This window comes from Desulfovibrio sp. ZJ369 (assembly GCF_011039085.1).
Taxonomy (GTDB): domain Bacteria; phylum Desulfobacterota; class Desulfovibrionia; order Desulfovibrionales; family Desulfovibrionaceae; genus Desulfovibrio.
Window position 1 is genome coordinate 1 of the sequence record NZ_JAAKEI010000019.1, and the last position, 11,425, is coordinate 11,425.

Sequence of the window (11,425 nt, forward strand, 5' to 3'; positions counted from 1 at the left end):
AGCAAAAACATGTGATGAACTGTATAAATCCATTGGAAAAGCATTAAGTTGTATCACACAAAAAGACGCTGAAGGATGGTTTAAATCCTGTGGATATGTAAAAAGTTAAAAGCAAAATGCTCTAATATTACCCTCTAAAATTTTAAAAACATTTTGTGAATACTCAATACCACATATCTGCTGAAATGGATATTTCGTTGCCAAGTATAATACATACCCTTTTCCACAGCCGACATCTAAAAACTTTACTACGTTAGTAAAATTAATTTTTTCAAGAGCCTGGTAAACATATTTTTTTTCAGAAGGCCAATAGTCACATCGATCATCTGCCACATTATACATACCTTGGATAGGCTGTGAAAAATCAAGACCCCTCAAATTTTCATATTTTCCTCGCAAGACACAGTGGGCATGAAATATAAAAAAAGTGATTCTACAACAGCGTGCACATAGAGCACCATATATTTTTTTTAACAAAATACCTTCATGCGAGTATTGAATAATTTTTTTTAGCGTATGTGATAGAGAAGTCCACATAAAATTACTCCATATGATATGCAACCAGCATCTTCTGCTCTTCCTTTTCCCAACATAAATCCTTTGCTGCTGCGAGTGATGCCTTTTTCATTGCATTGATCTGATCTCGATATAAAGCATTAAGCGCCTTAGCCACAGCTTCTGGAGTACACGTTTCAATACCAATGCCGTTGTGATACTTTTCAATAATTCTTGACATTTCTCTAAAATTTGAAACACAGAGAGCCAGGCCAGCCATTGTATTTTCAAAAAACTTGTTTGGCAGCATAAACTGATGCTGCGGCGAAAATCCGTCTACAACTTCATAACCAATATCTGCTTTGTTAGCTTCAGAAATAATTTTTGAAAAAGGAACTTGAGGAGTAAATCTAACTCTGTCTTCAATACTCAGTTTGGAAACAATATTTTTTAAGATATCTATATATTTTTTATTTTCAGGCCCTCGAATTTCAACAACATACCTATCATCCAGCAGTGGTACTGCACGAATCAAAACTTCAAGACGGCGTGAAGAATCTACAATTCCATGATAAAGAATTTTAATTTTATCTGAGCATATATTAAAAGAGCATATTTCATAAAAAGGCACACTGCGTACTACGCCTGGTCGCTCTGTAAGAGCATAATCTCGCTGGAGCAAGTCAGCGATACCATCACAAACAGTTGTGATTCCATGTGCCTTTGGTGGTAATATTGCTGAGTGGCATCTGCATGGCATCCATGAATATGCCTATTGACCAGGTCTCGAAGCCACTTGCCGGTCGGGCAGAACTGCTGCCGCGCATACTCGTGCACATCAATAGCAAAGGAGATCCCCTGCCTTTCAGCAAGTTCCTGGGCCAACGGCACACAAGGCCAGTCATGTGCGATGACATAATCAAAACGTGTCTGCACACCATGCAAAACCGCCCGGGCTGCTCTATTCTGAGGATGAAGCCTCCATGCCAGTTTTGCCGGTAGCACACCACGGGCCAAGGCCTGAGGAATCGTCCATGTTCGTCTGGGCTTCACCTGCTGAAAAGGAAGGACGCTTACGCCTTCCAGCCTGTCTCCAGGTTGGATGAAACCGGCAAGCGTCACTTCCCATCCCAAATTACGGAATGTCCGCACTTGTCGAAGGACACGAGCTTCTGATACCAGACGCTTGTATGCGATGATACAAATATGCATGAGGTTACCTCTCCATGACACAAGATTCACGGCAAAGATATACGGATTTTTTATCCCAAAATCCAGCTTCCATCTTTCACCAGCCGTGGTGGCTTGATGCGACCTGCGGGCCAGAGAATTGGGATGTCGTCTTTGCACGAAAAAAAGAGCATGTCATCGCAGCTCTTCCTTTTTTCCTCAAAAAGGGCCGTTTTGGGCAGATAATTCTCGGTCAACCTCCTCTTACGCCCTTTCTCGGCCCTGTTTACTCACCAGGAAAAGCCCGCTATGCTCGCAGATTGCAGCAGGAACATACCATATTTGAAGAGCTTCTGCGTGCTCTTCCTCCCTGTCATCTTTTTCACCAGTGCTTTTCTCCGGCTATTACCAACTGGCTTGTCTTTCGATGGAATGGATTCCAACAGTCGACAAATTATACATATCGCCTGTACAATATCAAAAATCATGAATCGCTCTGGAATGAAACCGAAGATAATATTCGTACGGACGTTCGCAAGGCACAAAATCGCTTTGCCTTACATATAGAGCAAAGTGATGATATCGGCGCTTTCCTTGACATTTATGCGGGGACATGGAAAAGGCAAGGAAAAAGAACTCCCCATAGTACACTCATTCGCAATATTGACGCCGCTTGTGCGTCACATTCCTGCCGGCGTATGCTTTTTGCTGTAGATGAAGGCGGGCGTCGCCATGCAGCAACCTATATCGTCTGGGATCAGGATGCGGCCTATTATCTGTTGGGAGGAAGTGATCCGAAACTGCGTCAAAGCGGGGCCCACACATTTGTCGTCTGGGAATCCATCCTTCAAGCCTCGAAGTATGTAGATGTCTTTGACTTCGAAGGCTCAAACATCCGTTCCATCGAGAAAAATTTTCGGGCATTCGGCGCGCGACAAACGCCACTGTTCTGGCTGGAGCGTGCGACACCGCTTTTCCGGAAGATCATGTTGCTGCGTGACATCCTTACTGGTCCATGGAAATAGAAAACGGGCAGAGGCTGGCCTCTGCCCGTTTTCTATTTCACGATTCCCATACGCCGCAGAAATGCTTTGACATTTCGTGCCGCATGCAACATGCCTGACCAGCTGGGGTAATCCCGGAAGGTACGATTGGGCAGCGCCATCAGGCGTTCCCAGTCAGCTTCCGTAAGCCCCAGGCGTTCACGCACAAAAGCCGTGTCCTCGCGCAATTCTTCCGGATCGTAGAGCGGCTCCTGCAACCGGGTCAGAGCCTCTTCGCGAGTCATCTGTCCGGCCGCGATCAGACTGGACAAATGGGCACGCCGCTTGTCAAATCCAAACTTTGTGGGCAGGTGGTAATTCTGAATCAGCTTGGTAAACCGTGATTCAGAATGCTTGCGGCCGTAGTTCTCCCACCCGGCTTCTCGCTGCAGCACGAGCTTTGCTTCATCAGGGTTGTAGGGCATCCAGTGCAGGGGCGTCACGGCCTTGACTGTCGGGAACAGCGGGATATCGTGATAAAACTTGCAATAATCCCAGAAGCTCAAGGTGGGGAAATGCCGCAATGGCCGCTGCCCGAAACGCTTGTGGATCGCCTTGAGCTGACGGGAATCCATTGCCATATAGCCCCAGGCACGAGGCAGCACCGACTCGGACACCAGATTGAAGCCGGACAGCCAGTAACGCAGCCCCATTTTTGCCGCCGTACGGAACAGGACAGCGAAAAAGGCATGATCCTGCGGAACATCCTGGTTGGCGAGAGTGAATGCAGATAGGCACGTTGCAGATCGCGCATTTCCTCCCAGTCGATCGTGCAGGTATGGAGTTCATATCCCAGATGGCTGATAAGGCGCTAGATATTCTGCTCCGCAACAGGCGTGTTCCAGCCGGCATCCACATGGAAGACCAGCGGCCGCAAGCCCCACTCCTTGGACTTGTACGTCAGCCACGAGCTGTCTACCCCGCCAGACAAGCCTATCAGGCAGTCATAGTCCTTTCTTCTGCCCGCACGACGCATTTCTTCAACCAGTTTCTCCAGTTTCTCCTGTCCGCGTGCATCGGGCATATAGGACTGTTCAAGACGACGGATCGCCTCGCTGCAGTGGTTGCACTGCCCATTGGCGTCAAAGCTGATGTCAGGATCACTGGTATCCATGACGCAACGGGTACAGATCTGATATGTCTTTTGGCTCATCTTACGGCCTCATCAAGGAAAAAAGGGTTTCTCGCAAATGTTCCTCATTCCGTTCCCAGCAAAGGCTTTGGGCAGCGCTATGCGCGTTACTCTTGAAGCGGGCGATGCTTTCGGGCGTAAGGGAGCGGATAGCCGCGGCAAAGGCCTGCGGCGTAAAATCTTTGGCGACTACACCAAGATCATACTGCCGCAGCATGGCCGACATGTCCGGCAGCGGCGTGATGGCCAGCGCCAGACGGGCCTGCACATATTCAAAGAATTTATTGGGCAGGGTATGTCGATGATTGAAGGTGTTGTCCGGCAACAGGAATATCCCCACGTCATGTCCGCTGATGCCCGCCACAATCTCATCCATGGGCACGGGATCAAGGAAGCGAATGTTGCCCGCAGCTCCGGCAAGCTGGCGTAATTTGTCATAGTAGTCTGGCTCATTGGGAACAAGCATGACATCAAGTGTGGCAATGCCTTCCAGCAAGCGGAAGGCTTCCAACATGACTTCCAGCCTGCGCCCGCTGCTTGCAGCTCCGTGATGGATACAGCGCACAGGGCCGTCGTGGGCCGGTGCAGGCGCTATGTCCTGATAATAGGGGCAGCTTGGCAGCAGCTCGCAGTCCAGCCCGTATTCCTCGTGATAGCCCTGAGCCAGGCCGGGCGATACCGTGAAAATATGATCCAGCCGGGGAAAATACTTCCGGCAGACATAGTCATTGATGCCGCTGAGCGTCAGATTCCAGAGAAAGCTTTGCTCGAACTCACGCGGGTAAAATTCCCGGGCATCCAGAATGACCGGACAGGGCTTGTCACGACTGGCGCGCGCCTCGCGCACGGCCAGCGCCAGAGGAACCAGCAGGCAGTCCTGACAGATGATGGCGGAAAAATCTCTTCCCTTCAGCTGCTCGAACGCGGCCCGCCGCCGTGCTGTCCAGAGATCCCGCTCGTACCGGCGGCAAAGCAGACCGGCAGCCCGCACCATCTTGCGGAGAGGAGACCGTGCTTCGCTGATATTGAGGAATTCCTCCGGCTCTTCAATTCCCGCCGCGGGCGGCGCCGAACAGAGTGTGACGGCGCCGAGTGAACGCAGCAGGGAATAAAAACGGGTAGGACGGGGAGATTTTCCCAGAGAATGAGCAAAAATGTGCAAGAAGTTCACAAAAAGCGTCCTCAAAAGCGACAGCCGCAAAAAAATACGCGGAATACAGGTCTCGAAATCCAATTTGGAAAGTATATGCGGCCAGCACAGGCCGCAAGCCATTTCCCTGTCGTCTCCGGGCCCCTGCCCCTCCCTTCCCTTCGCTTGTCCCGCGGGGATGAATTGCGTATGCTGATTTTTTATAGCAACAACGGGTACGGCATGGCATGAAGGTGATCTCTCTGGTAGGCGCGCGCCCTCAGTTTGTCAAGGAAGCCCTGGTAGGGGAAGCGGCCCGGCGGCTCAATGCCTGGCAACATGTGCTCGTCCATTCCGGTCAGCACTATGATGCCAACATGTCCGACATCTTCTTTGAGGAGCTGGGCATCCCCCGGCCGGATTACCACCTCGGCATCGGTTCCGGCAGCCATGCGCAGATGACCGCAGCCGCCCTGACCGGCATGGAGGACATCCTGCTCAAGGAAAGGCCGGATGCCCTGATGGTCTACGGCGACACCAATACCACCCTGGCCGGCGCGCTGGCCGCGGCCAAGCTGCATCTGCCCGTCATCCATGTGGAAGCCGGCATCCGCATGCTGCCCAAAACCATGCCCGAAGAAATCAATCGCGTGCTGACGGATCGTATCTCCGCCGTCATGTGCTGCTGCTCCGAGCTGGGCCGCCGCAATCTGGCAGCCGAAGGTCTGACCGTTGGCGTCAGTGTCACCGGCGATGTCATGTATGATCTTTTCCTGCGCATGCAGCCGCGCTTCACGCCGGAGGCGACCTGCGCGGCCATGTCGCTGCGCCCCGGCGAGTTTGTCCTTGCCACCCTCCACCGTGACTACAACGTGGACACGCCCGCCTCCCTGCGCGGCATGCTGGAAGGGCTGGCCGCCGTGCAGGAAGAACTGGGGTTTGCCGTCCTGCTGCCCCTGCATCCGCGTACCCGCAAACGGGCAGAGGAATTCGGCGTCACCGGCCTGCTGGAGCGTCTGCGTACCTGCGCCCCTGTGGGCTATCTGGAAGTCATGTCCCTGGCCAGCGCGGCCCGCTTCGTGATCAGCGATTCCGGCGGCCTGCAAAAAGAAGCCTATTACGCAGGCAAGCGCTGTGCCGTCATGATGCCGGACACGGGCTGGCGCGAGCTTGTCGAATGCGGCTGGAACACGCTCTGCGCACCGGAACAGAAAAGCATTGTCCAAGCGGCCTCCCACATCATGGAACCCCTCGCCTGCCCGGAAGGCATCTACGGCGATGGCAGGGCCGCGGAAAGCATCATCAGCGCCGTGATACGCATGCCCTTTGCCCGCGCCTGAACCGTACCACAAGGAATCGTTGCATGTGTGGCATATTCGGCTGGATTCCCGCGCCCGGACACTCTTCCCGTGGTGTCCGTCCTGTTGCGCGTACCCTTCTGGCGGATCTGCGTCATCGCGGCCCCGATGACGCGGGTTGTCTTGTCTTTCCCGCTGATGATCCGTCACATCCGAAAGATGGGCAGACATTTTCCGGCGAAACGCCCTGTGCCCTGCTGCTGGGCCAGACCCGCCTCTCCATCATCGATCTTTCGCCCGCTGGACATCAGCCCATGCGCAGTGCCGACGGCCGCTACACGCTGATCTACAATGGAGAAATCTACAATTACCGCGAATTGCGGCAGGAACTGGAGCAGGCGGGCTGCGTCTTCCGCACGGCCACCGATACGGAAGTACTCCTGCAGGCGCTCATGCTTTGGGGCAGGAAGGCCCTTCCCCGCCTTACCGGTATGTTTGCTTTTGCGCTTTTTGATGAGAAACAACGTACGCTGCTTTGTGCCCGCGACTGTTTCGGCATCAAGCCCCTCTTCTGGCATGCCGGAGCGAGCGGCTTCTGCTTTGCCTCGGAAATTCCGGCCCTGCTGCACATGCCGGGTGTGCCGCGCCGCACGAACCCCACTGCCGTCTACCAGTACCTGTGCTACGGGCAATACGACGCGGGAGGCGCCACCCTGCTGGCGGATATCCATGCCCTGCCGCCCGCCCATTGCGTGGAAATCTCCCTTGACGATCCCGCCCGTGTCCGTCCGCACCGCTGGTGGAAACCGGATATTGCGGACACCAGCCCCCTGTCCTTTGAGGCGGCAGCCGAGCGCCTGCGGGAACTTTTTCTGGCCTCCGTGCGCCTGCATCTGCGCAGCGACGTGCCCCTGGGCGTGGCGCTATCCGGCGGCATCGATTCCTCGGCCACCACTTGCGCCGTACGCCTCCTTGAACCGGACGCTGATCTGCATACCTTCAGCTTCATTGCCGCCGGTTCGGACGTCTCCGAAGAGCATTGGGCTACCCTGGTGGCGAAAAAAACGCGGGCCATCCGCCATATCGTCACCGTGGAGCCTGCGGAACTGACCGCCGATCTGGATGCCCTGCTCCTTGCCCAGGGCGAACCCTTCAGCTCCACCTCCATCTATGCCCAGTACCGCGTTTTCCGGCTGGCCCGGGAATGCGGCATCAAGGTCACGCTGGACGGGCAAGGCGCGGACGAGCTGCTGGCCGGGTATCAGGGCTATCCCGGGCAACGAATGGTCAGCCTGCTGCGTACCGGACGCCTGCTGACGGCTTGTCGCTTCCTGCGATCCGCCTCTGCTTGGCCAGGACGTGGAGCAGGTTACATCCTGCAGCGCACCCTCGAAGGATTCGTGCCAGCGGCGCTGTTACAGTTCGCGCTTCGTCTGGCAGGCAGAAACCCACTGCCGTCCTGGCTGGATATGGCACGCCTGACGGAACAAGGCGTATCCCCTTTGCCGGAGGACAAGCGGCAGGAACTTTTTCCATCACCACACAAGGTCAAGCAGAAGCTCGCCACCCAATTAATCTGGAACGGCCTGCCGCAGCTGCTGCGCCACGGCGACCGCAATGCCATGGCCCATTCCATCGAAAGTCGTGTCCCCTTCCTGACCCGGGAACTGGCCGAATTCTGCCTGTCCCTGCCGGAACACTATCTTGTGGATGATACAGGCTGCAGCAAGAGCGTCTTTCGACGCGCCATGCGCGGCATCGTGCCGGACGAGATTCTGGATCGCCGCGACAAAATCGGTTTTGCCACGCCCGAACGCCAATGGCTGGAAAGCCTCGGCGACTGGGTGGACGCAACTCTGAAGCAGGCCGCAAGCGTGCCCTGGCTGCGCATGGACGTTGCCCGCCGCGAATGGCAGGACATCCGCAACGGCAAAAGCGCCTTCAACTGGCGTGTCTGGCGCTGGCTGTGCTACACTCGCTGGGTGCAGCTTTTTGATATTACGGAATGACCTCTGCTTGCTCCCCCAGACAGAAAAGACTATCGTTTTCCTCTCACGAACGCCTGAGGAGTGAAAGATGTTCCCCACCATCACCGGCAGAAAAATCAAGAATGCCATCATCGGCTGCGGCCGCATTTCCAAAAATCATTTCGGCTCCATCGAAAAGCACGCTGACAATATGGAGCTGGTGGCCATATGCGATAATAATCCCCAGGTGCTGGCCGCCCACTGCGAACAGTATCAGGTTCCCGGCTATGCCTCGCTTACCGAGCTGCTGGACCGATCCGACTGCGACATGGTGACCATCTGCACGCCCAGCGGCCTGCATCCGCAGATGGTCATCGAGGCTGCCCGATCCGGCAGGCATGTGATGACTGAAAAGCCCATGGCCACGCGATGGAAAGATGGCCTGGCCATGATCCAGGCCTGCGACGATGCCAAGCGCCGTCTCTTTGTCATCAAGCAGAACCGCCGCAATGCCACGTTGCAGCTTCTCAAGCGCGCGGTGGACGAAAAGCGCTTCGGCAAGATCTACATGGTTCACCTCAATGTGTTCTGGACGCGCCTCCAAGCATATTACGATTCCGCCAAATGGCGCGGCACCTGGGAGATGGACGGCGGCGCCTTTATGAATCAGGCCAGCCACTATGTTGATCTGCTGGAATGGCTTATCGGTCCCATCGCCGATGTGCAAGCCATGACCGGCACCCTGGCCCGGAATATTGAAGTGGAGGACACGGGCGTGCTCAATGTGCGCTGGCGTAATGGCGCCCTGGGTTCCATGGCCGTGACGATGCTCACCTATCCCAAAAACCTGGAAGGCTCCATCACTATCATCGGCGAAAAAGGGACCGCGCGTGTGGGAGGTGTGGCCGTCAACGAGATCCAAATCTGGGATTTCGCCGAGCCGAAAGAGTATGACGCTTCCATCCGGGAAGCCAGCTATGCGACAACCTCTGTGTACGGCTTCGGCCATCCGCTCTACTATAAGAATGTTATTGATGTGCTGCGTGGCGAGGCTGAGCCGGAAACCGACGGCCGCGAAGGCCTCAAGTCCCTGGAAGTGCTCATTGCGGCCTATCGCAGCGCACGGGATCACAGGACTATCTCCCTGCCGCTGGAATACTGATTTCATGCAAATGCTGGCTGCGGCCGCCATTAGCATTTTTCTACAGGAACTTTCTCATGCAATTCATTGCTCTCGCGGCCCAGCAGGCGCGTATTCGCAGCCGCATTGATGCCCGTATCAAGGCGGTTCTCGATCATGGCAAGTACATCATGGGGCCTGAAGTGGCCGAGCTGGAAGAACTCTTCTGTACCTTCACGGGTTCCCGTCACTGCATTACATGCGCGTCGGGCACAGATGCCCTGCTCATGCCCCTGGAAGAGGGGCAAATGCGACAGGTGGGCGCCGCCCTCAGGGAGGCTCTGGCATGAGCGATACGCCCTGGTTTGCCCATGAGACCGCCTGGATCGACAATGGCGTCAGCATTGGCAGCGGCACAAAGATCTGGCACTTCAGCCATGTGATGTCCGGTTCCGTCATCGGTAAAGACTGCAATATTGGCCAAAATGTCGTCATTGGCCCTGATGCGGTTATCGGCAATGGCTGCAAGGTGCAGAACAACGTCAGCGTCTACAAGGGCGTCACCCTGGAAGATGGCGTCTTTTGCGGCCCCAGCATGGTCTTTACCAATGTTTTCAATCCGCGCGCCCATATCCGCCGCATGGACAAAGCCCGGCCCACGCTGGTCAGGAAAGGGGCCAGCCTGGGCGCCAACTGCACGGTCGTCTGCGGGACGACCATCGGGCGCTATGCCTTTGTGGGAGCGGGCGCCGTGGTCACCCGCGACGTGCCTGACCATGCCCTCATCTACGGCAATCCCGCCCGGCAGCACGGCTGGGTCTGCCAGTGCGGCGAAAAGCTGGGGGATGACCTGGTCTGTCCGGCCTGCCACCGGCAATATTGCCTGAATGACACTGTCTGCCATCCCACAAGCGAACAATGCCATCAGTTCCCAGGCAGGTAACAGGATGAAAACGGTCTCGTTTATTACCGGGCATTACTATCCGTCCAAACGTCGCGCCGGTTTTCATAATCTGGCAGATGCCGCGCTCAGACTGGGCTATCATGTCAACTTCATCACAGTCGGCTACAGCCTTCTTTCCTATCTGCGGAACGATTATCGGATCCACAGCGCAGGCATCCGTCAGAATCATAACCGCGTTGTTTCCCTGCGGGAAAATTTCGACTCCTACGTCCATTTTACTCCCTGGCATCCCATGACGCTGCTGCTGCCGCCACTGAATCGTCTGAGCATGCGCTGGATGGATCGCTACGGTCAGGGGAATCTGGGAAATCTGCTTCTCCTTGTCAAAAAAACAGATGTCTTTGTCTTTGAAAGCGGCCCCGGTCTGTTCCTTTTTCGTCGGTTCCAGCAGGAAAATCCTGCCGCACGCATGGTCTATCGCGTGTCGGATGATATCAGGACTCTGGGATCGACCCACCCCCGACTCATCGAATGGGAACGGGAAATCGTTCCCGATTTTGACTACATCAGTGTTCCCAGCGCCGTTATGCTGGACATGTTTCCGGGAGTCTCCGTTGCCCTGGACCGGCACGGTCTCGACACGCAAGCCTATGATGCCTGCACCCGGTCCCCGTATGAAGCGGGCACGCGCAATGCCATCTTTGTGGGCACAGGGTATATGGACAACGATTTTCTGCGTGCGGCTGCGACGGCACACCCCCAGTGCATGTTCCACATTATCGGCCCCATAACTGATGCACTGCATCTGGGCAATGTCCGCTTCCTGGGAGAGCTGCCCTTCACGGCAACGCTTCCCTACATCAAGTTTGCGGATGTGGGTCTGGGCATCAGAATGTTCCGCAAGGGCTTCATATCGACACTTACCGACTCCCTCAAGATCATCCAGTACCGCTACTGCGGCCTGCCCATTGTCTCACCGGACTTTCTCGACCTGCACCGCGAAGGCGTCTTTTACTACCATCCAGGCGACCCGCTCTCTTGTGCCGCAGCCATGGAGCATGCCCTGCAGCATGGCCGGCATAGTGAATACGCCGACGAAGTCCACTCCTGGGATGAAGTAGCCCGCACCATTTTGGAATCCGTCTCTCACCGTTGAGGAGAGCAGTT

13 protein-coding genes are annotated in these 11,425 nt (G+C 55.3%); 7 read left to right on the forward strand and 6 right to left on the reverse strand.

Annotated elements, in window-relative coordinates; genetic code table 11:
* Positions 1-105: 105 nt before the first annotated feature.
* From G7Y51_RS07830 to G7Y51_RS07840, 3 genes are read right to left on the reverse strand one after another with little or no spacing between them, the layout of a single operon-like run.
* A complete protein-coding gene (locus G7Y51_RS07830; protein WP_165176232.1) occupies positions 106-537 on the reverse strand; it encodes a class I SAM-dependent methyltransferase in 432 nt (143 codons plus the stop codon).
* A gap of 4 nt (positions 538-541) precedes the next feature.
* On the reverse strand, positions 542-1,126 hold the full coding sequence (locus tag G7Y51_RS07835) for a glycosyltransferase (protein ID WP_206214282.1): 585 nt from the start codon (positions 1,124-1,126) through the stop codon (positions 542-544).
* Positions 1,127-1,134: 8 nt separating this feature from the next.
* Positions 1,135-1,707: a glycosyltransferase gene (locus G7Y51_RS07840; RefSeq protein WP_165176238.1), complete on the reverse strand. Its 573-nt coding sequence runs from the start codon at positions 1,705-1,707 to the stop codon at positions 1,135-1,137.
* A gap of 14 nt (positions 1,708-1,721) precedes the next feature.
* Here G7Y51_RS07840 and G7Y51_RS07845 point away from each other — a divergent pair, with 14 nt between their 5' ends.
* Positions 1,722-2,690, forward strand: coding sequence for a GNAT family N-acetyltransferase (locus G7Y51_RS07845; RefSeq protein WP_165176241.1), 969 nt, complete (start codon positions 1,722-1,724; stop codon positions 2,688-2,690).
* Positions 2,691-2,722: 32 nt separating this feature from the next.
* Here G7Y51_RS07845 and G7Y51_RS07850 read toward each other — a convergent pair whose 3' ends face one another.
* The 3 genes from G7Y51_RS07850 to G7Y51_RS07860 form a co-directional block, all read right to left on the reverse strand.
* Positions 2,723-3,361 carry a hypothetical protein gene (locus G7Y51_RS07850; RefSeq protein ID WP_165176243.1) on the reverse strand — a complete coding sequence of 213 codons (639 nt, stop codon included), beginning with the start codon at positions 3,359-3,361 and terminating at the stop codon, positions 2,723-2,725.
* Positions 3,362-3,519: 158 nt separating this feature from the next.
* Positions 3,520-3,861, reverse strand: coding sequence for a hypothetical protein (locus tag G7Y51_RS07855; RefSeq protein ID WP_165176245.1), 342 nt, complete (start codon positions 3,859-3,861; stop codon positions 3,520-3,522).
* A 1-nt stretch (position 3,862) separates the two neighbouring features.
* The gene (locus tag G7Y51_RS07860; RefSeq protein WP_165176247.1) at positions 3,863-5,011 is read right to left on the reverse strand and encodes a glycosyltransferase family 4 protein; all 1,149 of its coding nucleotides are present in this window, start codon (positions 5,009-5,011) and stop codon (positions 3,863-3,865) included.
* A gap of 206 nt (positions 5,012-5,217) precedes the next feature.
* Between G7Y51_RS07860 and wecB the strand changes: the two genes are divergently transcribed.
* The 6 genes from wecB (at position 5,218) to G7Y51_RS07890 (ending at position 11,414) form a co-directional block, all read left to right on the forward strand.
* A complete protein-coding gene (wecB, locus tag G7Y51_RS07865) occupies positions 5,218-6,309 on the forward strand; it encodes a UDP-N-acetylglucosamine 2-epimerase (non-hydrolyzing) (protein WP_165176249.1) in 1,092 nt (363 codons plus the stop codon).
* Positions 6,310-6,332: 23 nt separating this feature from the next.
* Positions 6,333-8,276, forward strand: a complete 1,944-nt coding sequence (asnB, locus tag G7Y51_RS07870; RefSeq protein ID WP_165176251.1) for an asparagine synthase (glutamine-hydrolyzing) — start codon at positions 6,333-6,335, stop codon at positions 8,274-8,276.
* 67 nt (positions 8,277-8,343) lie between these two features.
* On the forward strand, positions 8,344-9,396 hold the full coding sequence (locus G7Y51_RS07875; protein WP_165176253.1) for a Gfo/Idh/MocA family oxidoreductase: 1,053 nt from the start codon (positions 8,344-8,346) through the stop codon (positions 9,394-9,396).
* Positions 9,397-9,452: 56 nt separating this feature from the next.
* Positions 9,453-9,704, forward strand: coding sequence for a DegT/DnrJ/EryC1/StrS family aminotransferase (locus G7Y51_RS07880; RefSeq protein WP_165176255.1), 252 nt, complete (start codon positions 9,453-9,455; stop codon positions 9,702-9,704).
* On the forward strand, positions 9,701-10,297 hold the full coding sequence (locus G7Y51_RS07885) for an acyltransferase (RefSeq protein WP_165176257.1): 597 nt from the start codon (positions 9,701-9,703) through the stop codon (positions 10,295-10,297). The genes G7Y51_RS07880 and G7Y51_RS07885 overlap by 4 nt, the downstream gene beginning before the upstream one ends.
* Positions 10,298-10,301: 4 nt before the next feature.
* Entirely contained in the window at positions 10,302-11,414 is a 1,113-nt protein-coding gene (locus G7Y51_RS07890) for a glycosyltransferase family 4 protein (protein ID WP_165176259.1), read from the forward strand.
* Positions 11,415-11,425 lie beyond the last annotated feature (11 nt).

What these genes read in the sequence shown, in the direction of transcription:
- G7Y51_RS07830 (WP_165176232.1), bottom strand. Translation starts at nt 537, where the DNA reads ATGTGGACTTCTCTATCACATACGCTAAAAAAAATTATTCAATACTCG.
- G7Y51_RS07840 (WP_165176238.1), bottom strand. Translation starts at nt 1,707, where the DNA reads ATGCATATTTGTATCATCGCATACAAGCGTCTGGTATCAGAAGCTCGT.
- G7Y51_RS07845 (WP_165176241.1), top strand. Translation starts at nt 1,722, where the DNA reads ATGACACAAGATTCACGGCAAAGATATACGGATTTTTTATCCCAAAAT.
- G7Y51_RS07850 (WP_165176243.1), bottom strand. Translation starts at nt 3,361, where the DNA reads ATGGGGCTGCGTTACTGGCTGTCCGGCTTCAATCTGGTGTCCGAGTCG.
- G7Y51_RS07855 (WP_165176245.1), bottom strand. Translation starts at nt 3,861, where the DNA reads ATGAGCCAAAAGACATATCAGATCTGTACCCGTTGCGTCATGGATACC.
- wecB (WP_165176249.1), top strand. Translation starts at nt 5,218, where the DNA reads ATGAAGGTGATCTCTCTGGTAGGCGCGCGCCCTCAGTTTGTCAAGGAA.
- asnB (WP_165176251.1), top strand. Translation starts at nt 6,333, where the DNA reads ATGTGTGGCATATTCGGCTGGATTCCCGCGCCCGGACACTCTTCCCGT.
- G7Y51_RS07875 (WP_165176253.1), top strand. Translation starts at nt 8,344, where the DNA reads ATGTTCCCCACCATCACCGGCAGAAAAATCAAGAATGCCATCATCGGC.
- G7Y51_RS07880 (WP_165176255.1), top strand. Translation starts at nt 9,453, where the DNA reads ATGCAATTCATTGCTCTCGCGGCCCAGCAGGCGCGTATTCGCAGCCGC.
- G7Y51_RS07885 (WP_165176257.1), top strand. Translation starts at nt 9,701, where the DNA reads ATGAGCGATACGCCCTGGTTTGCCCATGAGACCGCCTGGATCGACAAT.
- G7Y51_RS07890 (WP_165176259.1), top strand. Translation starts at nt 10,302, where the DNA reads ATGAAAACGGTCTCGTTTATTACCGGGCATTACTATCCGTCCAAACGT.